The organism is Streptomyces sp. NPDC048639, assembly GCF_043199075.1.
Classification (GTDB): Bacteria; Actinomycetota; Actinomycetes; order Streptomycetales; family Streptomycetaceae; genus Streptomyces.
In genome coordinates this window covers 187,279-206,838 of record NZ_JBICVP010000009.1, presented here as the reverse complement: position 1 = coordinate 206,838, position 19,560 = coordinate 187,279, and the positions used below count along the sequence as shown (strand labels likewise).

At 72.9% G+C, this 19,560-nt stretch carries 16 protein-coding genes and 1 pseudogene; 7 read left to right on the top strand and 10 right to left on the bottom strand.

The genetic code is table 11. The features are described 5' to 3' along the window. Window positions 1-62: 62 nt before the first annotated feature. On the top strand, window positions 63-959 hold the full coding sequence (locus ACGFNH_RS24885; protein WP_393657213.1) for a hypothetical protein: 897 nt from the start codon (window positions 63-65) through the stop codon (window positions 957-959). A gap of 130 nt (window positions 960-1,089) precedes the next feature. On the opposite strand, the gene ACGFNH_RS24880 is transcribed toward ACGFNH_RS24885, so the two are convergent. Further along, a complete protein-coding gene (locus ACGFNH_RS24880) occupies window positions 1,090-1,281 on the bottom strand; it encodes a hypothetical protein (protein WP_393657211.1) in 192 nt (63 codons plus the stop codon). A gap of 147 nt (window positions 1,282-1,428) precedes the next feature. Here ACGFNH_RS24880 and ACGFNH_RS24875 point away from each other — a divergent pair, with 147 nt between their 5' ends. The 4 genes from ACGFNH_RS24875 to ACGFNH_RS24860 all read left to right on the top strand — a co-directional run bounded on the left by ACGFNH_RS24875 (window position 1,429) and on the right by ACGFNH_RS24860 (window position 6,161). Continuing rightward, window positions 1,429-1,878 (top strand): MarR family winged helix-turn-helix transcriptional regulator, encoded by a 450-nt coding sequence (locus ACGFNH_RS24875; RefSeq protein ID WP_393657210.1) that lies wholly within the window; start codon window positions 1,429-1,431, stop codon window positions 1,876-1,878. Between the two features lie 145 nt (window positions 1,879-2,023). Next, a complete protein-coding gene (locus tag ACGFNH_RS24870) occupies window positions 2,024-4,651 on the top strand; it encodes an MFS transporter (RefSeq protein WP_393657208.1) in 2,628 nt (875 codons plus the stop codon). A gap of 149 nt (window positions 4,652-4,800) precedes the next feature. After that, window positions 4,801-5,649 carry a YceI family protein gene (locus ACGFNH_RS24865; RefSeq protein WP_393657206.1) on the top strand — a complete coding sequence of 283 codons (849 nt, stop codon included), beginning with the start codon at window positions 4,801-4,803 and terminating at the stop codon, window positions 5,647-5,649. 41 nt (window positions 5,650-5,690) lie between these two features. After that, on the top strand, window positions 5,691-6,161 hold the full coding sequence (locus ACGFNH_RS24860; RefSeq protein ID WP_393657205.1) for a PPOX class F420-dependent oxidoreductase: 471 nt from the start codon (window positions 5,691-5,693) through the stop codon (window positions 6,159-6,161). A 194-nt stretch (window positions 6,162-6,355) separates the two neighbouring features. Here the strand turns inward: ACGFNH_RS24860 and ACGFNH_RS24855 are convergent, their stop codons facing one another. Further along, window positions 6,356-7,141: a TetR/AcrR family transcriptional regulator gene (locus tag ACGFNH_RS24855; RefSeq protein WP_393657203.1), complete on the bottom strand. Its 786-nt coding sequence runs from the start codon at window positions 7,139-7,141 to the stop codon at window positions 6,356-6,358. Window positions 7,142-7,210: 69 nt separating this feature from the next. Then, complete coding sequence (locus ACGFNH_RS24850) at window positions 7,211-8,725, bottom strand: MFS transporter (RefSeq protein ID WP_393657201.1); 1,515 nt, start codon at window positions 8,723-8,725, stop codon at window positions 7,211-7,213. 131 nt (window positions 8,726-8,856) lie between these two features. On the opposite strand from ACGFNH_RS24850, the gene ACGFNH_RS24845 reads away from it, so the two are divergent. Continuing rightward, entirely contained in the window at window positions 8,857-9,732 is an 876-nt protein-coding gene (locus tag ACGFNH_RS24845; protein WP_393657199.1) for an endonuclease/exonuclease/phosphatase family protein, read from the top strand. Window positions 9,733-9,837: 105 nt separating this feature from the next. Here ACGFNH_RS24845 and ACGFNH_RS24840 read toward each other — a convergent pair whose 3' ends face one another. The 6 genes and pseudogenes from ACGFNH_RS24840 to ACGFNH_RS24815 all read right to left on the bottom strand — a co-directional run. Further along, the gene (locus tag ACGFNH_RS24840) at window positions 9,838-12,156 is read right to left on the bottom strand and encodes an ArnT family glycosyltransferase (protein WP_393657197.1); all 2,319 of its coding nucleotides are present in this window, start codon (window positions 12,154-12,156) and stop codon (window positions 9,838-9,840) included. Further along, complete coding sequence (locus tag ACGFNH_RS24835; protein WP_393657195.1) at window positions 12,153-13,853, bottom strand: glycosyltransferase; 1,701 nt, start codon at window positions 13,851-13,853, stop codon at window positions 12,153-12,155. The genes ACGFNH_RS24840 and ACGFNH_RS24835 overlap by 4 nt, the downstream gene beginning before the upstream one ends. A gap of 123 nt (window positions 13,854-13,976) precedes the next feature. After that, entirely contained in the window at window positions 13,977-15,482 is a 1,506-nt protein-coding gene (locus ACGFNH_RS24830) for a sensor histidine kinase (RefSeq protein WP_393657572.1), read from the bottom strand. A gap of 221 nt (window positions 15,483-15,703) precedes the next feature. Continuing rightward, entirely contained in the window at window positions 15,704-16,441 is a 738-nt protein-coding gene (locus ACGFNH_RS24825; protein WP_393657193.1) for a response regulator transcription factor, read from the bottom strand. Window positions 16,442-16,660: 219 nt separating this feature from the next. Further along, a complete protein-coding gene (locus ACGFNH_RS24820) occupies window positions 16,661-17,599 on the bottom strand; it encodes a DUF2797 domain-containing protein (protein ID WP_393657191.1) in 939 nt (312 codons plus the stop codon). A gap of 240 nt (window positions 17,600-17,839) precedes the next feature. Further along, window positions 17,840-18,004 (bottom strand): annotated as a pseudogene (locus ACGFNH_RS24815) (DUF4291 family protein); the annotation flags it as partial. A gap of 271 nt (window positions 18,005-18,275) precedes the next feature. Here ACGFNH_RS24815 and ACGFNH_RS24810 point away from each other — a divergent pair. Next, window positions 18,276-18,830 (top strand): GNAT family N-acetyltransferase, encoded by a 555-nt coding sequence (locus tag ACGFNH_RS24810; protein WP_393657189.1) that lies wholly within the window; start codon window positions 18,276-18,278, stop codon window positions 18,828-18,830. Between the two features lie 99 nt (window positions 18,831-18,929). Here the strand turns inward: ACGFNH_RS24810 and ACGFNH_RS24805 are convergent, their stop codons facing one another. After that, window positions 18,930-19,343, bottom strand: coding sequence for an SSI family serine proteinase inhibitor (locus ACGFNH_RS24805; RefSeq protein ID WP_393657187.1), 414 nt, complete (start codon window positions 19,341-19,343; stop codon window positions 18,930-18,932). Window positions 19,344-19,560: the final 217 nt, after the last annotated feature.

Sequence of the window (19,560 nt, the reverse complement as noted above, 5' to 3'; positions counted from 1 at the left end):
TCGGTCCGTCTGCTCGGCCCAGCGGTCTTCACACCTGACGAACCGTCAGCGACACTGGGCCGATGCGACGGACGACACGAGGCGCCGAGGCCCCCGTACGCCATCGGGTACGCCCGGAGGCGCGCCTCCGGGCGTGGCGTCACGGCCTGCCCCAGGGCGGCCGCGGCGCGGCGTTCGCCTCCTCGGCGGCCGTGCTGTGCCTGGGCGCGCTGCTCGCCGGATGCGGGAGCGGCGGGGACGACGGCTATGTGGCGGTCGGCGCGGTCGGGCCGGACGGCCGGAAGGGCGCGGCCAAGGCCGTACCGCCCGAGGGCGAGGTGTCGCTGAGCCCCCTGGACCGGGCAAATCCCAATACCCGCAAGCAGAGTGACGATGCGTCGGGTTCCGGAGAGGCGGACGCCGCAGGGTCCGAGAAGGGCGGAAGCGGTGACGCGGCGGGCCGGGCGGGGAAAACGCCGTCCGGCGGCGGAAGCGGCAGTGGGACCGGTGGCGGGCCGGGCAAGGGCGGCGATCCGTCCACCGGCGGCGGTTCCGGTGACGGCGGGGGTTCCGGTGACGGCGGCGGTTCCGGTGACGGCTCCGGCGGAGGTTCCGGCGACGGGACCACGGACCCGGGGTCGCCCTCCGAGGAGCCGAAGCCCGAGCCGCAGGACCCGGCCGAGCTCTCCGTCGGGCCCATCGAGCGCGCACCGACGGACAAGCGCTGGTGCGAGAAGGTCACGCTGGAGCTGCACAACACCGGTGACAAGCCGGTCACTTCGGGCACGGTCACCTTCGCGACCCACATCATCGGCTCACTCGGCATCGACTGGGCGACGATCGAGTCCGACCAGAAGCTGCCCGGGCCGGTCAAGGGCGGGGCGCGCACCGAGGAGACCTGGACGGTGTGCGTGGACGCGTGGCGGGTGCCGCTGGGCATGCACATCGAGACCCAGGACGTCGACGTCGACTGGAAGTGACCGGGCTCACGCCTCGGGGACGGACGTCACCGTGTCCGTACGGCGGCGTGTGAGCACACCCGCCTCCGGCGGGACGGGGCCGCCGGGAGGCGGTCCGTGAACGACCGGGGAGGACGGGGCGCCGCCGGGCTCAGCTCAGCGCGAGCCACACCACGGCGCCGATGACCGCGATCACGGCGATGACGCCGACGATCACGCCGGCGCGCGGGCCGGACGGGGCGGGAGCGGCCCGCTGCGGTCCCTCGTCCACGAAGGCGCGGAACATCTGGGTGGAGCCGGCGGTGTCGTTGCCGCCCTGGGGACCCTGGGGGTTGTTCGTCATGAGCCAGGACCCTAGCGAACCGCCGGTTGCCGCCCAACCCTCGGGCCTGTGCGGTATCGGTGCCGTAACTGTGAACATTCATTTGCCTTCAGCAACCAACAGTATTATGGTTGCTCAAAGCAACTTGACAGGTCACAGGAGTCCCCCATGGCCGCACAGCGTCAGTACGAGGAACTGACCCGCCAGCTCGGCGCGTTCGGCGTCGTCAAACGCGGCCTCGCACGCCATCTCCCGCACCAGTGCCAGCCCGGTTCGGCCGCCGTGCTGTCGCTGCTCCACCACCACGGAGAGATGCGGCTCAGCAAGCTGGCCGAGCTGCTCTCCATCGACGTGTCCGTGACCAGCAGGCATGTCGCCCACCTCGCCGAGCGCGGCTGGCTCGACCGGGAGCCGGACCCGCTCGACAAGCGGTCGCGGCTGCTCCGGCTCAACGCCGAGGGCGAGAGCGTCCTCCGCGACATCTCGGACCGCTATGTGGCAACGCTCGCCGATGCCCTGCACGACTGGTCCGACGAGGACGTCGGCCGGCTCGTCCAGTTGCTGGCCCGGCTGCGGGACAGCTTCGACGACTGCCGGCCGGCGCGGACGACCCCGTAGCGGGCCCGTCCCACAACCGCAGACCCCCGTCGGCGGATACCCCGCGTCGGCAGGACACCGGACCCGATCCGCACCCCGTCCCGACGCCCCGACCGCGTACGACGGCCCCGAGCGAACCGAACAGCAACGCAAGAAAAGGAAGAGCATGGCAACGACCACGCCGGCCGGTGTGCAAGGAGCCGCCGCCGCCAGCCCGCACCACGGGCACGCCGCGCCGATGACGCACCGGCAGATCATGGAGGCGCTGTCCGGGCTGCTGCTCGGCATGTTCGTCGCGATCCTGTCGTCGACGATCGTCTCCAACGCGCTGCCCGAGATCATTTCCGACCTGGGCGGTGGACAGAGCGCCTACACCTGGGTCGTCACCGCCGCGCTGCTCGCCATGACCGCCTCCACCCCGCTGTGGGGCAAGCTGGCCGACCTGATCAGCAAGAAGACCCTGGTCCAACTGGCCCTGGTCCTCTATGTGCTGGCCTCCGCGGGCGCCGGTCTCGCTCAGAATCCGGGCATGCTCATCACCTTCCGGGTGTTCCAGGGCATAGGCGTCGGTGGCCTGACCGCCCTCGCCCAGATCGTGATGGCCGCGATGATCTCCCCGCGCGAGCGAGGCAGGTACAGCGGCTACCTCGGTGCGACGTTCGCGGTCGCCACCGTCGGCGGGCCGCTGCTCGGCGGCGTCATCACGGACACCTCGTGGCTCGGCTGGCGCTGGTGCTTCTACGTCGGTGTGCCGTTCGCCGTCATCGCGCTGGTCGTGCTCCAGAAGACGCTGAAGCTCCCGGTGGTGAAGCGGAAGGTCAAGGTCGACTGGTCCGGCGCCTTCTTCGTGTCCGCCGCCGTCTCCCTGCTGCTGGTCTGGGTCACCCTGGCCGGGGACAAGTACGACTGGCTGTCCTGGCAGACCTACGCCATGGTCGGCGGCGCCGTCGCGCTCGGTCTGGTCTTCCTCCTCGTCGAGGTGAAGGCGAGTGAGCCGATCATCCCGCTGCGGCTGTTCCGCAACCGGACGATCACCCTCGCCTCGCTGGCGAGCCTCTTCGTCGGTGTCGCGATGTTCGCCTCGACGGTCTTCCTGAGCCAGTACTTCCAGCTCGCGCGCGACAAGTCGCCGACGATGTCCGGAGTCATGACCATCCCGCTGATCACCGGGCTCTTCATCTCCTCGACGCTCTCCGGGCAGATCATCACCAAGACGGGCCGCTGGAAGGTGTGGCTGGTCTCCGGCGGTGTGCTCGTGACGGCGGGCGTCGCTCTGCTCGGCACCATGCGCTACGACACCCCGTACTGGAAGATCGCGGTCTTCATGGGCGTCATGGGCCTGGGTCTCGGCATGATGATGCAGAACCTCGTTCTGGCCACCCAGAACCAGGTCGCCCCCGAGGACCTCGGCGCGGCCAGCTCGGTCGTCACCTTCTTCCGCTCGCTCGGTGGCGCCGTCGGTGTCTCCGCGCTCGGCGCGGTCCTCGCGCACCGCATCACCGACTACGTCGAAGACGGCATGGCCGAACTGGGGCCGAAGGCCGCCGCGGCGGGCGGTGGTGCGATGAGCGGGCCCGGCAGCGCCATCCCGGACATGAGCGAACTGCCCGCGCCCATCCGCACCGTCGTCGAGAGCGCGTACGGGCACGGCGTCGCCGACATCTACCTCTACGCGGCCCCGGCCGCGCTGATCGCCCTGCTGACGGTCCTCTTCATCAAGGAGGTCCCGCTGAAGACCGGGGTCGCCTCCGGGGCGGAGGCGGCCGCGGAGGCCGAGTCGACCGCCGCGGCGGTCTCCGGTGTGGAGGCCCTGCCCGAAACCGTGGACGGCCCGGCGCGGGTGGCCGGTCGGGACGCCGACCGCGAGCCGGAGCCCGCGCCTCTGGCGAGTGTCGCGGCGCCCACCGCCGACGCATCCGCATCCGCATTCGCGTCCGCATCCGCCGAGCCCCGCATACCGTCGTGGGCCGACGCCCAGCAGGCCGCCGCCGTGTCGGCGAGCGCGGGGGACGGCGCGGGCGGGACCCCGTCCGGCATCGCGGTACGGGGGTCCGTACGCAGCGGGGACGGAACTCCCGTTCCGCGCGCGGCAGTCACCCTGATCTCCCTGTCCGGGCGGCAGCTCGGCAGGTCGGTGGCGCACCCCGACGGCGGGTACGCCCTCGACGCGCCCGGCCCCGGCTCGTACGTCCTGATCGCCTCGGCCGACGGGCACCAGCCGCAGGCCGCGACGGTCGTCGTCGGCGACGAGCCGCTGGGCTACGACCTGGCGCTGTCCGGCACCAGCGGTCTCGCGGGTGTCGTGCGTGCCGCCGCAGGTGGCGGGCCGGTCGCGGGCGCCATGGTCGTGGTCACCGATGTGCGCGGTGAGGTGCTTGCGGCCGAACGCACCGGTGAGGAGGGCGAGTTCGGCTTCGCGGAGCTGGTGCCCGGGACCTTCACGGTGGCGGTCAACGCCGTGGGCTTCCGGCCGCTCGCCCTGCCCGTCGAGGTCGGTGGCCAGGGCGTCACCCGGATCGAGGCCGAGCTGCGGTCGGCCTCCGTGGTGCAGGGCACCGTACGGGCCGGCGCCGGACGGCCCTTGGCCGACGCGCGCGTGACCCTGCTCGACGCCGCGGGGAACGTGGTGGCGACGTCCACGACCGGGGCGGACGGGGCGTACGCCTTCACCGACCTGGACGAGGGCGACTACACGCTCATCGCGAGCGGATACCCGCCGGCCGCGTCGCCGGTCGCGGTGTCCGGTCCCGGCCTGGACGGCCACGACATCGAACTCGCCCACCCCGGCGAGTGACGGACCCCCGGTCGGCCGGGACGCGGTGCGAGCGGATCGCACGGCCCGGCCCCGGGGACAGGGGCCCCGGGCCGGGCGCCGCGCGGGCAGGGACGGCGCGCGCGGCACCGCGGCCCGGGGCCCGATACGTACGAGGAGCAGGAGCGTTGATGACCAGGGGTGGAACACCGGGCACGGGAACAGGGCTGCGGGCGCGGGTCCGTACGCGCGACGGCTGGGCCGTGCAGCACGCCGTGCTGACCCTCACCGACATGACGGGCGCGCAGGTGCTGCGGGCGACGGCGGACGACGAGGGGACGGTCAGGACCGACGCCCCCTTGCCCGGCGGTTCCTACACGGTGATCGTCACGGCCGTCGGCTACGCCCCGGCCGCCTCGACGCTGATCGTCACCGCGTCGGGGCGGGCGGACGCGGGCGGCGTCGTGCTGGCCCGGCAAGGCGGTGCGGAGCTGCCGCCGCCCGGCACCTGGACGCTGGACCCGGCGCATTCGTCGGTGAGCGCGGTCGCACAGCATCTGGGAATCTCCAGCGTGCACGGCCGGTTCACGGACGTCTCCGCCCGGATCGAGATCGCCGAGGACATCGCGAAGTCGCGCGTCGAGGCGGTGATCGGGGCCGCGAGCATCGATACGGGGAACGCCCTGCGCGACGGCCACCTGCGGTCATCCGACTTCCTGGACGTCGAGCGCTTCCCGGAGATCGGCTACCGCAGTACGGGCCTGAGCGAGGCCGGCACCGACCGCTGGACCGTGCGGGGCGAGCTGTCGATGCACGGTGTGGTGCGCGAAGTGGACCTGGATCTGGCGTACTTGGGCACGGGGCCTGATCCGTGGGGCGGGGTGCGGGCGGCGTTCCGCGCGACGGCGGAGCTGCGGCGCGAGGACTTCGCCATGACGTACAACCAGGTCGTCTCTGCCGGGATCGCCGCGATCGGCACCACACTCCGCGTCGGACTGGACATCCAGGCGGTGCAGGGGGACCGGCTGCCGGAGCTGTGACGGGGAGGCGCACGGTGGCGGGCGGTCGTAGGCTTTCGGCCATGGCTCCGAACATCGCGACCAACACGACGGTGGATCTCGAAGGGCTGCTGGAGTTCGTACGCCCCCGGCACCGCGCCATCCTGCTGACCACGCGTTCCGACGGCGCGCCGCAGGGCTCACCGCTGACCTGCGGTGTGGACGATGCGGGCCGCCTGGTGGTGTCCACCTATCCGGAGCGGGCCAAGACCCGCAATGCGCGGCGTGATCCGCGGGTCAGCCTGATCGTGCTCTCGGACGAGTGGAACGGGCCGTGGGTGCAGGTCGACGGCGCGGCCGAGGTGATCGACGCACCCGAGTCCGTCGAGCCGCTGGTGGAGTACTACCGGAACATCGCGGGCGAGCACCCGGACTGGAACGAGTACCGCGCCGCGATGACCGAGCAGGGCAAGTCGCTGATCCGCGTGACGCCGGAACGCTGGAGCCCGATCGCGACGGGCGGCTTCCCGGCCCGGTCGGCCCCGCGGGGCTGAGCGGAACCGCAGGACCGACGGGGACCGCAGGGACCGACGGGGACCGCAGGACCGGACGGCCCGCTCGACCGGCCGGCACCCGCTGACGGGCCCACTCGCCGCCGGCACCGAGCGGCACCGGGCAGGACCGAGCCAGGGGACCGAGCCGGACAATGCCGGGCGGGCGCGGCGGACTCCCGTGGGCGGACCGGCCGTCACCCCGTCGTGCTCTGCCGGCCCTCGTCGCGTACGGACGGGGCCCGGTCGCGCAAGGCCTCGATCCCGGCGAAGGCGCACTCCAGCGCGAACTCCCAGTCGCGCGCCCGCATTTCCTCGACGGATCCGCCGCCCCGCGCCTCCAGGATGCTCCGGGAGTCCTCGAACTCGGGGCGTCCCTTGACCGTGCCCATCACCTGCCGGAAGAACGCGTCCTGGCTGACGCCCGCCTCCCGGCAACGCTCGTTGAACCGGCCCTCGATCGTGCCGAAGCCGTACGCGAACTGGAAGACGAGGGAGAGGGCGCCGGGCAGCCGCTCCGGGGCCAGCCCGCTGCTGCCCAGCACGCGCTGTGCGGCGCTCGAGAAGGCCATGGCGTTGGGGCCGACGTTGAGGTACTCACCGGCGAGCCGGGACACCCAGGGGTGGGTGACCAGCAGGTTCCGGTACTGCAGGGCCAGTTGGGCGAGCTGTGCGCGCCAGTCGCCCTCGTCCTTACCAGGCAGCGCGATCTCGCCCGCGGCGGCGTCGAGGGCGAGTTCGAGCAGGTCGTCCTTGGTGTCCACGTACCAGTAGACGGACATGGCCGTGACGCCCAGCTCGGCGGCGAGCCTGCGCATCGAGAACTTGGCCGGCCCCTCGGAGTCGAGCAGCCGTACGGTCGCCGCCACGATTTTGTCGCGGTCCAGTCCCTCGGGCTGTTCGCTCCGGCGTTTGGGAGCCGGGCGGCCCTCGAGCCACACACTGGTCCGCGGGCGACCCGTTCCGCGGTCGGCACCTGCCATGGCGCTCCCTCCTCCGGCTCCTACGGGCATGCGGACCTACAGCCTCCGGTCCGCCCGCCCGCACCGATGCTATGCCGCCCCGACGGGTGCGTCTGCCCGGTCGGCCCGCCGGAGCAACACCGCCGCGAGCACCCCGCCCGCCAGCACCGCGGCCGCGCCCACGAGCTGACTCGTCTCCAGCCCGGCCGCGAACGCGTCCCGGATCGCCGCCCGGTCCTCACCGCTGGGGGCGGCCGCGAGCGCGGCCGGCAACGACCCGGTCGCCGCGGTGAGCGAAACGAGCGCGGCGAAACGGGAGTTCAGCACCGCGCCGAGAACGGCGACGCCGAGACCGTTGCCGACTTCGGTGAGCGTGCCGTTCACCGCCGCGCCCACACCCGCCTTCTCCACCGGGATGGCGCCCATGATGGCGGTGGCCATCGCGGGCATGGCGAACGCGATGCCCAGACCCATCAGGACGAGCCCGGCGAACGTCCCGCCGTACCCCGAGCCCCCGAGGACCGCGACGACCGCCAGCCCGGCCGCGAGCAGACCCATGCCGGTGAGGATGGTCAGCGGGGTGCCCAGACGGGGCAGCACGCGGGCGCCGACCCCGGCGAGGTTGAGGGCGACGATGGTGAGCGCCAGCGGCGCCGTCCGCAGACCCGCGTCCAGCGCCCCGTACCCGAGGACGAACTGCAGATGCTGAGTCAGCAGGAAGAGCGAACCGGCCAACCCGAAGGCGACGAGGATGCCGCCCGCGACCGCGCCGACGAAACGGCGGTCGCGGAAGAAGTGCATGTCCAGCATGGGATGGGGGGCCCGGCGCTCCCAGAGGGCGAAGCCGGCCAGCGTGGCCGCCCCGGCGAAGGCCGGGAAGAGGACCCGCCCCGAGGTCCAGCCGTACTCGGGTCCCGAGATGATCGCGAAGACCACGCCCGTCATCCCGACGGTGGAGAGCACCGCGCCGGGGACGTCGGGACGGTCTCCCGCCGGGTTCTTCGACTCCGGTACGAGGCGGAGGACGGCGACCGTGCCGAGCAGCGCCACGGGAATGTTGAGCAGGAAGATCGCGCCCCACCAGAAGTGGTCGAGCATCACGCCGCCGATCAGCGGTCCCGCGGCGAAGCCGAGCGAACTGACCCCGCCCCACACACCGATGGCTCTCGGCCGTTCCTCCTCGTCGAAGATCTGGACGACCACCGCGAGGGTCGTCGTCATCAGCAGGGCGCCGCCCACACCCATGCCCGCGCGGGCCGCGATGAGCTGTCCGGACGACTGGGCGAGTCCGGCGGCCAGCGAACCGGCACCGAAGAGCACGAGCCCGGTGGCGAGCATCCGCTTGCGGCCGTACCGGTCCGCCGCGCTGCCCGCCGTGAGGAGCAGACCCGACTGGACCAGGGAGTAGGAGCTGATCATCCACTGCACCTCGGCGGTGGAGGCGTGCAGTTCCCGGGTGAGGGAGGGGATGGCGACGTTGAGGACGGTGTTGTCGAGCAGGACGGTGAGCTGGGCCAGACAGATCACTCCGAGAACGGTCCAGCGCCGCGGATGGCGCCCCGGGGCTGTGCCGATGGCGTGATCCCCCGTGGTCGTGGTGGCCATACGACCTCCTTGTACGCCGTGGGTTGATGTCTTATACAGCGTACGACGAACTCTTTTACGCCGTACAACGAGATTTTCCCCGGACCCTCCGATACCGTCGAACGGCCACCGAAGCGATCAAGGAGGCCCGGATGCCAGTGCGCCGTCGTATCGCTCAACTACTCTTCGCCGCAGGTCTGTTGAGCCTGACGACCGCGCCACCCGCGCATTCCTCCGGACCACGCGACGACGGCAGGCACGTGCCGCTGCGGGTCGTCTCGTACAACATCCACTCGGGCATCGGGAGCGACCAGGTCTTCGACCTGCGGCGCACGGCCGAGACGATCCGCTCCCTCAAGGCCGACGTCGTCGGGCTGCAGGAGGTCGACTCCCACTGGGACGCACGCAGCGAATGGCGCGACGTGGGGCGCGAACTGGCCGACCTCCTGGGCATGCGGCTCTACTTCGCGCCCATCTACAGCCTGGATCCCCCCGCGGCGGGCAAGCCGCGTCGGGAGTTCGGCGTCGCGGTGCTCTCCCGCTTCCCCGTGGTGAGCACCACCAACCACGAGATCACCCGGCTCTCGACCCAGGACCCGAACCCCGAGCCCGCGCCGGCCCCCGGCTTCGGCGAGGCGGTCGTACGGGCGCGCGGCGTGGACGTCCACGTCTACAGCACGCACCTGGACTACCGGGGGGATCCGTCCGTACGGCGGGCGCAGGTCGCCGACACCCGGCGGATCATGGCCGAGGACTGCGACAGCCGAGGCCGCTGCCCGCGGCAGGTGCTGGTCGGGGACTTCAACGCGGAACCGGGGGCGCCGGAACTCGCCCCGCTGTGGAACGAACTCACCGACGCCGTACCGAATGTGGGCGGGCCGACGTTCCCGGCCGCAGACCCGGTGAAGCGCATCGACTACGTGACGGTGTCGGAGGGAGTCGCCGTGCGCTCGGCGGCGGTGCCCGAGACGCTGGCCTCCGACCACCGCCCGGTGAGAGCCGATGTGACGGTGCGTCGGGGGAACTGAGCCGGCCGACGCCACGCCTCCGCGCACGACGGGCGGGGCGGGCCCGGCATACCGCCCCCCGGCCCGCCCTCTGTGCGGTGTGCTGCGCCCCCGTCTACTCCCCGTCTACTTTCCGTCGGACACCGGATCGGTCAGGTCGTAGAGCGTGGTGCCGTCCACGGTCACCTTGGTGAAGTTCTCCTCCACCCATGAAGTGATCGTGGAGGAGGTGGAGTCGGAGGACTGACCACCGGGACTCGCGCCGCCGCCCTGACCGCCGGTGGTTCCCTGACCGCCGGTGCCCTGGCCGGTACCGACCTGGCCTCCTCCGGCGCCCGGGCCGCCGCCACCGCCCGGGCCCATGCCGCCGGTGGTCGCGATGAAGTAGTGGATCTTCCCCTGCTCGACGTACTCCTTGAACCGGTCGAGGGTCGGGGACGGGTCGCTGCCGTTGAAGCCGCCGAGGGGCATCACCGCTTCCTCGGTGGCGAGTTGGTAGCTCGCCGCGTTCTGCGCGCCGACGGCCGCGGCGATCCAGGTGTGGTCATCCGCGTCCTGCTTCAGCGCGGCGGCCAGCTCGTCGCTGACCTTCTGACCGTTGAGGAGACCGTTCATGCCGCCGGCTGCGCCACCGCCCTGTGCGCCGTTCTGCCCCGTTCGGCCCTGCGCACCCTGCTGACTTCCACCGCCACCCGGTTGGCCCTGACCGCCCGTTCGGCCCTGCCCGCCGGGCTGGCCCGGCAGTCCCTGCTGGTTGTTCTGGCCCTGCCCGCCGGGCTGCTGCATCCCGCCGCCCTGCCCGCCGCCGGGGCCCTGTCCGGGTCCTCCCTGTCCCGGGCCGCCCTGTCCGCCCGCCCGGCCCATGCCGCCGGACACCTGCGGCCCGGCCGTCACGATGCCGCCGGAGTGCGCGCTGCCGACGGTGCTCAGCGTGTACGCGAACGGGCCCGCCAGTGACGCCGCCAGCCCCAATCCGGCTGCCCCCAGGGCGAGTCGGCGCCCCACGCGCCGCCCGCCGAGCGCCAGCCCGGCCGCCGCTACGAGCCCCGCCACCAGCACGACCCAGCGGAGCCACGGCAGCCAGTCGGCGCTGCGCCCCAGCAGGACGCAGGACCAGATCGCCGTCACCGCGACCGTGCCGCCGAGCACCGCGGACACCGCGGGGCTCTCCCGTCGCTCCCACAGGACCACGGCTCCCATCCCCGCGAGCGCGGCGATGTACGGGGCGAGGGCGACGGTGTAGTACTCGTGGAAGATCCCGGCCATGAAGCTGAAGACCGCGACCGTCATCAGCAGCGCCCCGCCCCAGGCGAGGAACGCCGCACGGCGCACGTCCGTACGCCCGGAACGCCGCAGCAGCACCAGGCAGGCGACGAGCAGGATCAGCGCGGCGGGCAGCAGCCAGGAGATCTGGCCGCCGACCGAGTCGTTGAACATCCGCCCGATGCCCGACTCGCCCCACCGGCCGCCGCCCCCGCCCGGGCCGCCACCACCGACGCTGCCGGTCTCCTCGCCGTTGATCCTGCCGAGGCCGTTGTAGCCGAAGGTCAGCTCCAGGAAGCTGTTGTTCTGCGAACCGCCGATGTAAGGGCGGGAGTCCGCGGGCCACAGCTCGACGATGGCGACCCACCAACCGGCGGAGAGAACCATCGCGAGCCCGGCGAGGGCGAGTTGGCCGATCCGCTTGCGTACGGTCGTAGGCGCGCACAGCGCGTACAGCAGGACGAGCGGCGGCAGGATCACGAACGCCTGCAACGTCTTGACGAGGAAAGCGAATCCCAGCGCGACACCCGCCAGGGCCAGCCACTTCGTCCGCGCGCCCTCCAGTGCGCGCAGTACGCAGGCCACGGTGGCGGTCATGAGCAGGGCGAGCAGCGCGTCCGGGTTGTTGAACCGGAACATCAGCGCCGCGACCGGCGTCAGGGCCAGCGCACCGCCCGCGATCAGTCCGGCGGCCGGACCGAAGCGGCGTTTCACCGCCGCGTAGAGGACACCGACGCATCCGACACCCATCAGCGCCTCGGGGACGAGGATCGCCCACGCATTGAGCCCGAAGATCTTCACGGACAGGGCCATGGGCCACAGCGCGGCCGGCGGCTTGTCGACCGTGATGGAACTCGCGGCGTCGGACGCGCCGAAGAAGAAGGCCTTCCAGCTCTCACTGCCCGCCTGGGCGGCCGCCGAGTAGAAGGAATTGGCGTAGCCGGAAACGCTGAGGTTCCACAGGTAGAGCAGCGCGGTCGCGAGGAGCAGCGCGGCGAGGGCAGGCCGCGCCCATCGGGGGTCCGCCGCCCGGGCCGGACGGCTCGGCCGCGCCGGGCCCGCCGCTCCGGGCGGAGGCGGATGCCCCGCCCCTCCGGAACCCTGTGGCCGGGCATCGGCGGCCGGCGGGCTGCCTGGCCCCGGGTGGGTGTCGTGGCGGGTGTTGTGGCGGGGCAGTGTCATCGGGTGCTCCTGGAGTCATGGCCGTAGTCATGGCCGTGGCCGTGGTCGTTGGGGTCCGCCGCCGGGTCCATGGCGCGGGCGTGGACCGCGTGGGGCACGGGACCGGGCTCGTACGGGCCGTTGGCGTAGGGGCCGTTGACGTACGGGCCGTCGTCGTACGGGCCGTCGTCGTACGGGCCGTCGTCGTACGGGCCGTCGTCGTACGGGCTGTCGTCGTACGGGCCGGTGGCGTTCGGGGCACTGCCGTATCGGTCGTTGGCGTACGGGGCGTTGGCGTACAGGTCGCCGGCGTATGGGGTGTCGGCGTACAGGTCACCGGCGTACCGGCCGTCCGCTTGCGGGCCGTACCCGTGAGGGTCAGGGGTCCCGAAGCCCGCGTACACGCGCTGCTGCGCGGAGTCGTCTGCACCGACGTACGGAGGCGCGCCCTCCGTCCCGCCCGGGTGCCGCCCGGCCGGGAAGACCCAGGCGCGCAGCAGGAGGAAGCGCAGGACCGTCGCGGCCAGGTTGGCGGCGATCAGGACCGAGAGTTCCGCCCCGCGCGAGGGGCTGCCGCCGGCCAGGTGGAGGGCGGCGAGCGAACCGCTGGTCAGCGCCAGGCCGATGGCGAACACCAGGAGTCCCTGGGCCTGGTGGCGCACGGCGCGCTCACGCCCCCGTACGCCGAAGGTGAACCTCCGGTTGGCGGCGGTGTTGCCGACGGCGGACAGCAGCAGGGCCAGCGCGTTGGCGAGCTGCGCGCCGGTGCCGAGCCGCAGCGCGGAGTACAGCGCGAGATAGACGAGCGTGCTCAGCGCGCCGACCGCGCAGAAGCCCAGCATCTGCCGCGCCAACCCCTGGGGGACACCGGACAGTTCACGGTCGCGCGGATCGTCGCCGAAGGGGCGGCGCAGCCGCGCGAGCGGCAGCGCACCCGTACCGAGTGCACGCCCCACCCGCCAGACGCCCTTGAGGTCCTCGACCGCCGTACGGACGATGTCCACCCGGCTGTCCGGGTCGTCCACCCAGTCGACCGGCACCTCGTGAATCCGCAGGCCCGCACGCTCGGCGAGCACCAGCATCTCGGTGTCGAAGAACCACCCCGTGTCCTCGACCATCGGCAGCAGCCGCCGCGCCACGTCCTGCCGTATGGCCTTGAACCCGCACTGCGCATCGCTGAACCGCGCCGCCAGGCTGCCCTTCAGGAGGAGGTTGTAGGCGCGTGAGACGAACTCCCGCTTGGGGCCGCGGACCACACGCGAACTCCGGGCGAGGCGCGAGCCGATCGCCAGGTCTGAGTGGCCGGAGATCAGCGGGGCGACCAGCGGGAGGAGGGCGTTGAGGTCGGTGGACAGATCGACGTCCATGTAGGCGAGCACGGGCGCCGGTGACATGGACCAGACCGTGCGCAGCGCGCGCCCGCGACCCTTCTCCTCCAGCCGCACGGCCGTCACTTCGTCGATGTGGTCGTCGAGCCGCGCGGACACCTCGGGCGTGCGGTCGGTGCTCGCGTTGTCGGCGATGGTGATCCGGAAGGGGTACGGGAAGGTGCGGCTGAGGTGGCCGTGGAGGCGGCGGACGCACGGCTCGAGATCCGTCTCCTCGTTGAACACGGGGATGACGACGTCGAGGACGAGTGCGTCGCCGCGTTCCCGGCGCTGCACGGTCGGCAGAGGTTCGCGTGCGGGCAGTGCGCCCGGTGAGGTTGGAGTTCGCATGCTCCGACACTCGGCGGCCGCGCTGTCACGGCTGTGTGATCCACCTGTGCCCCGGCTGTGAGTCGTACGGGACCCCGTACGACCCGCTCCTTCCGTACGGCCCGTCCACCCCCGACGCCCCGCTCATTCCGTGCGGCCCGCTCTCCCGCCCGCCGCGTTCTCTCCGGCCTCTCCGGCCGCTCCGCTCCCCCCGTTGCCCGGGGCCCGCGGCAGATGGACGGCGAAGACCGTGCGTCCGGGCACGCTCGCCACCTCGGCCCACCCGCCGTGCGCACTCACCACTGCCTGCACGATCGCCAGGCCCAGCCCCGTACTTCCGGCTGCGCGTGTGCGGGAGGCGTCGCCGCGCGCGAAGCGCTCGAAGACGTGCGGCAGCAGCGCGGGCGGGATGCCCGGACCGTCGTCGGCGACCTCGATCCGGATGGCGCCGGTGCCCGCGCGGCCCCCCGGTGCCCGCGCCACGCGCGCCGTGACCGTGGTGCCCGCGGGCGTGTGCGTACGGGCGTTGGCGAGCAGATTGACCATCACCTGGTGCAGCCGCTCCGGGTCACCCCGTACGAGCGCGGGCTCGTCGGGGAGTTCGAGCCGCCAGTCGTGGCCGGCACCCGCCGCCCGGGCGTCGCTCACCGCGTCCACCACCAGCGGGGACAGATCGGTCTCGACGAGGCCGATCGGCCTGCCCGCGTCGAGCCGGGCGAGCAGCAGCAGATCCTCGACGAGCGTGGTCATCCGGCCCGCCTCCGACTCGATGCGGCCGAGGGCGTAGCGCGTGTCGGGGCCGGTCTCCTCGCGGCCCCGGCGCGTCAGTTCGGCGTAGCCGCGGATCGAGGCCAGGGGGGTGCGCAGTTCGTGGCTGGCGTCGGCGACGAACTGCCGTACCTGCGTCTCGCTCGCCTGGCGTGACGCGAGCGCCGAACCCACGTGCCCCAGCAGCCGGTTGAGCGCCGCGCCCACCTGCCCCACTTCCGTATGCGGGTCGGTGTCACGGTCCGGTACGCGCTCATGGAGCGCCACCTCGCCCCGGTCCAGAGGGAGTTCGGACACGCGGGCGGCGGTCGCGGCGACCCGGCGCAGCGGGCGCAGGGCGATACGGATCATCGCCGTACCTGCCAGGCCCGCGGCGACCAGCCCTGCCGCCGCCACGCACAGCTCGGCCACCACGAGGGTGTCGACGGTGTCCTCCACGTTCTGCAGCGGCAGCCCGATGACGATGCTGCCGCCCTGAGCCTCGCGGTCGGGAACGGCCTGGAGCCGGTAGCTGCCCAGGTCCGGGATGTCGACCGTGTGCGGGCGGCCGTCGAGCTCCAACGAGGCGACGGCGTCGGCCTGTTGAGGGGTCAGGTCCTCGGTCTCGCCGCGGTCGGTGCTGCGTTCGGCCGAGGTCGCGTCCCCGCCGGTCAGTACGGCGCCCAGGGTGCCGGGCGGCTGTCCGGGGCCGACGATGAAGCCGAGGACGTTGCCGTCGGCTTCCTTGGGCGGCGGGCGCATGACGCGCTGGGCGATCCCCTGGAGCTGATCGTCCGACTGGCCGACCAGGTACTCGTGCAGGGTGACGGTGGTGACGCTGCCGATGATCGCGGAGACGACCGCGATCAGCGCCACGCATGAGACGACGAGCCGGGTGCGCAGCGACCAGCGGCGCCTGCCGGTGCGACGCGGGCGCGGCCGCGTCGGGGCGGGGGAGGGGGTGTGCCGCCTCGGGGCGGGGGCGGAGGTGTACGGGGGCGACGGGGTGGCGGGGGCGTACGGCGGCGAGGTCGAAGTGGCGTACGGCGGGTGATCGTCGCCGGGACCGGGATGCACGTGGCCGCCGCCCGGAGCAAGGGGCGGCCGGGGCGGGATGCGCACGGCTACTCCCCCGGCTTGATCAGATACCCGGCCCCCCGCCGGGTGTGGATCATCGGCGCCCGCCCCGCGTCGATCTTCCGCCGCAGATACGAGATGTAGAGCTCGACGACATTGGCCTGCCCTCCGAAGTCGTAGTTCCAGACCCGGTCCAGGATCTGCGCCTTGCTGAGCACCCGCCGCGGATTGCGCATGAGATAGCGGAGCAGCTCGAACTCTGTCGCGGTGAGGTGGATCGGCGCCCCGCCCCGCCGCACCTCGTGGCTGTCCTCGTCGAGGACCAGATCGCCCACCACCAGCAGCGGCTCCGCCCGGGCCGCGGAGGCGCCCGCGCGCCGGAGCAGTCCGCGCAGCCGGGCCACGACCTCCTCCAGGCTGAAGGGCTTGGTGACGTAGTCGTCGCCGCCCGCCGTCAGCCCGGCGATACGGTCCTCCACCGCGTCGCGCGCGGTCAGGAACAGCACGGGCACGTCCGGGATCTCCTGGCGCAGCCTCCGCAGTACGGCGAGCCCGTCGAGGTCCGGCAGCATGATGTCGAGCACGACGGCGTCCGGCCTGAACTGCCGTGCCGTACGGAGGGCTTCGGCACCGTCCCCGGCGCTGCGCACCTCCCACCCCTCGTAGCGCAGAGCCATGGACAGCAGATCGGCGAGGGCGGTCTCGTCGTCCACGACGAGTACGCGGACGGGGGTGCCGTCCGGGCGCAGCAAGAGGGAGCGCTCGTGAGGCGCGGTACTGGTCATGCTCCCGACCATCGGGCCGATGCCTGAGAACGGGCTTTCGCCTTCCTGTGAATTCCCTGAGAAAGCGGGACCGCTCCCGTCAGAGATCCCGAGCGCAGGTCCCGCTCCCGTCGGGGCAAAGCTCCCCGCGCCCTCCGAGCACAGGGCCGGCTCCATCGAAGCGAGAGTCCCCGCCCCTCCGAGCACGGGCCGCCCCCGTCGAAGCGAAGTCCCCCCCCGTCAGAAGAGTCCGTCCTGGACCGCGGAGTCCCGCGCCCGGCCGCCCGCGCCGCATTCCCGTACGGCCACCGAGGTCGCCGCCCCCGGGGCCGCGGCACGCAGCCGCCACCCCGCCATGAGCCGCCCGTCGAGCACCAGGACGCCGCCGCTCTCCGTGGCGATATGGAGGTCCGGACCGGCGGCGCCGAGCAGTTCGCCCACGACCACGGTGCCGTCGCCGAGCTCCGTGACCTCCTCCACCAGCCCCTCCGCCGCCCGCGCGGCCAGCACGTCGAGACCGAACGCGGCCGTGTGATCGACCGGGACGAACGGCTCCCGCTCCAGCGACTCGGGCCATTCCGCGAGCGCCGCCACGCGCGCCTGCAGCGCGGCCAGTTCGGCGAACCTCTCCTCGACGGGCGGCAGACCCGTGCGCGCCGCGCGCTTCACCCCGTACGGGACGCGGTCCTTCACGCCGAGGGCAGCCCCGAGCAGTTCCTCCGCCCGCCGCGCGGCCATGAGCGGGCCGAGGCCCAGCCAGCCGTACGCCACGGCGCCCTGCTCCAGTAGGCGTGCCGGACCGCGGGCCGCCGCCGTGATCCCGACCTTGAGCAGTCCGGGCCCGAACCAGGCGAGATAGACCCGGTAGGGCCGCGGGTCGTCCGCCCGGGTGTCGGCCGCGACCGACTGCGACCGGTCGAGCCGCGCGCAGTCCGGACACTGCCCGCCCGTGCTCCGTACGGGCACGGCCTCCGCGCCCGGGCAGAGCGTCCGGCGCCCGCCGCGCAGCACACCCGTACAAACGCGACCGCCGTCGACGACGAATGCCAGTGGCTCGCCGGGGGACGGGCCGCTGACGCGCTCGCCGCCCCGGGCGCCTGCCCGGTACCAGCCGAGCCGGGCCTCTTCCTGACGCCAGACGACCCCGGCGCACCGCCAGCCGTCCTCCGCTGCTGCCACTGGTCCCCTCGAAGCGCATGCCGTACGGCGAACACCCCGTGCATCCGCCGGTCGTCACCATCCTGGAGCACGGGTCCGACAACGGGCCGGCGGTGACGTCCGTGCCGCGCCGGCGCCCTCAACGCGCGCGACCGCGACCGCGCGGCGACCGGCGCTACACCCGTACGCGGGTGAGGAGTTCGTCCCCGCGGCCGGATAGGCCTGCGGCAGCGGTGCTGCCGCGGAGTCCAGGTCCCCGCGCCACAGGAACGACGGCTTGATCCACGTCATCCGGTCCCGCTTCCACACCTCCGGGAAGCGGGCGTCCCGCGCCGCCCGGAGCCCGATGGCGGGCGCGTACGCCTGGTGGACGGTGACCGTGGACTCCGTGTGCAGCGCCCGGATCCGGCCTCCCGGCTCTGCCATGATCTCCAGGCGGGGCGGAGGGCCGAGGCGCGCCCAGGACTTTCGGGGCTGACGGAGCTGACCGGGCCGCGAGAGGAACCCCCCGTTCCGGCCGACCGACCCGCCTCACCCCCTCCCGTTCCCCGGCTTTCCGTCCATTTCCGCGCCAGGTCGGCGAGACTGGACAGCGGTTTCCGTCTCCACGGACCGCACCGACCGCACCGACCGCACCGACCGCACCGACCACACCGAACTGCCGCTCCGGCCAAGGGCGCACGACCGCGGAGGACCTATGCACGTCACGTCGTTACCCGTCACCACCGACCGCCTCGTCCTGAGGCTGTTCACGCCGGACGACGTCGACGACATGTATGCGTACCAGGGCCTGGAGAGCGTGGCCCGCTACCTCTACCGGCCGCCGCGCACCCGCGAGGGCTGCGAGGAGGCCGTCGCCCGGAACGCGGCGGCGACCCGGTGGGAGGAGGACGGCGACGCGCTGACCCTGGCGATGTGCCGCCGCACGGAGCCGGGCGTCATCGGCGAGGTGGTCCTCAAGTGCGCCAGCGCGTACGCCCGCCAGGCGGAGATCGGCTGGATTCTGAGCCCCGGGCACGAGGGCCGGGGTTACGCGACCGAGGCGGCCCGCGCCCTGGCGGCGATGGCCTACGACCAGCTCGGCGTACACCGCCTGTTCGCCCGCATCGACGTCGAGAACACGGGCTCGACGCGGCTGTGCGAACGCCTGGGGATGCGCCGCGAGGCCCACCTCATCGAGAACGACCTCGACGGCACGCGGTGGGGCAGCGAGTACATCTACGCCTCGCTTCCCCACGAACTCAAGCGCTAGCCGAGCCCCTCACCGGCTCCGCACGCCACCCGACCGACCCCGGCAAGTCCGTACGCCTACGTCCCGAACAATCGGCGTACGGACACTGCCGAGTACCCGTCAGAAGCGGAAGACGTGCCCGGTGGCGGCGGACAACTCGCAGGCATTCGCAAAGGTCTTGCGCCAAGCAACCGACTTGCCCATGTACGTCCCCTTGGCCGAGGCCGTAACGGGGTCGAACCGGCGCGAGCAGAGGGCCGGTTCCCCGGTCAGCGCGCCCGGATCACCCTGCGCCCGCTCCAACTCGGCGCATGCCTCCGCGGCGTGGGGGTGCGGACCACCCGGCTCGGGAGAGCACTGCAGGCGCACACCGCGGATCCAGGTGTCACTGCTCCCGCTCACCGTCAGGAGCACTCCTTCGGACGGTTCGGGGTCCTGCGGACCGTGAAGCGCCGCAGCCGGCCCGGCGTGGGCGGCTCCGGCAAGGCCGATGCTCAGGAGTACGGCCGCGACGGCGGCGCCGGTCTTCCTCATGCCTCCCCCAACGAGCCCCGCCCGACGACGTCACCGCGGTGAGGCGCATTCCGCCGGAACCGGCGTGCTGTTGGTGCCAGCCGGTGATGTCGGAAGCGGCAAGCCGTCAGGCGCCGCTACCGACCGGACGGCGTCGAAGCTCGTTGCGTACGTGTCGAACTTCTTGCTTCCGGCATGGCGACGCCTGTGCCCGAGGGGTCCGGTGAAAGCGGCGTGC

Bases quoted from the DNA above. Each gene is read 5' to 3' on its own strand.
- ACGFNH_RS24825 (WP_393657193.1), bottom strand. From the start codon at position 16,441: ATGACCAGTACCGCGCCTCACGAGCGCTCCCTCTTGCTGCGCCCGGAC.
- ACGFNH_RS24840 (WP_393657197.1), bottom strand. From the start codon at position 12,156: ATGACACTGCCCCGCCACAACACCCGCCACGACACCCACCCGGGGCCA.
- ACGFNH_RS24870 (WP_393657208.1), top strand. From the start codon at position 2,024: ATGGCAACGACCACGCCGGCCGGTGTGCAAGGAGCCGCCGCCGCCAGC.
- ACGFNH_RS24855 (WP_393657203.1), bottom strand. From the start codon at position 7,141: ATGGCAGGTGCCGACCGCGGAACGGGTCGCCCGCGGACCAGTGTGTGG.
- ACGFNH_RS24835 (WP_393657195.1), bottom strand. From the start codon at position 13,853: ATGCGAACTCCAACCTCACCGGGCGCACTGCCCGCACGCGAACCTCTG.
- ACGFNH_RS24805 (WP_393657187.1), bottom strand. From the start codon at position 19,343: ATGAGGAAGACCGGCGCCGCCGTCGCGGCCGTACTCCTGAGCATCGGC.
- ACGFNH_RS24865 (WP_393657206.1), top strand. From the start codon at position 4,801: ATGACCAGGGGTGGAACACCGGGCACGGGAACAGGGCTGCGGGCGCGG.
- ACGFNH_RS24845 (WP_393657199.1), top strand. From the start codon at position 8,857: ATGCCAGTGCGCCGTCGTATCGCTCAACTACTCTTCGCCGCAGGTCTG.
- ACGFNH_RS24850 (WP_393657201.1), bottom strand. From the start codon at position 8,725: ATGGCCACCACGACCACGGGGGATCACGCCATCGGCACAGCCCCGGGG.
- ACGFNH_RS24885 (WP_393657213.1), top strand. From the start codon at position 63: ATGCGACGGACGACACGAGGCGCCGAGGCCCCCGTACGCCATCGGGTA.
- ACGFNH_RS24810 (WP_393657189.1), top strand. From the start codon at position 18,276: ATGCACGTCACGTCGTTACCCGTCACCACCGACCGCCTCGTCCTGAGG.
- ACGFNH_RS24880 (WP_393657211.1), bottom strand. From the start codon at position 1,281: ATGACGAACAACCCCCAGGGTCCCCAGGGCGGCAACGACACCGCCGGC.
- ACGFNH_RS24875 (WP_393657210.1), top strand. From the start codon at position 1,429: ATGGCCGCACAGCGTCAGTACGAGGAACTGACCCGCCAGCTCGGCGCG.
- ACGFNH_RS24860 (WP_393657205.1), top strand. From the start codon at position 5,691: ATGGCTCCGAACATCGCGACCAACACGACGGTGGATCTCGAAGGGCTG.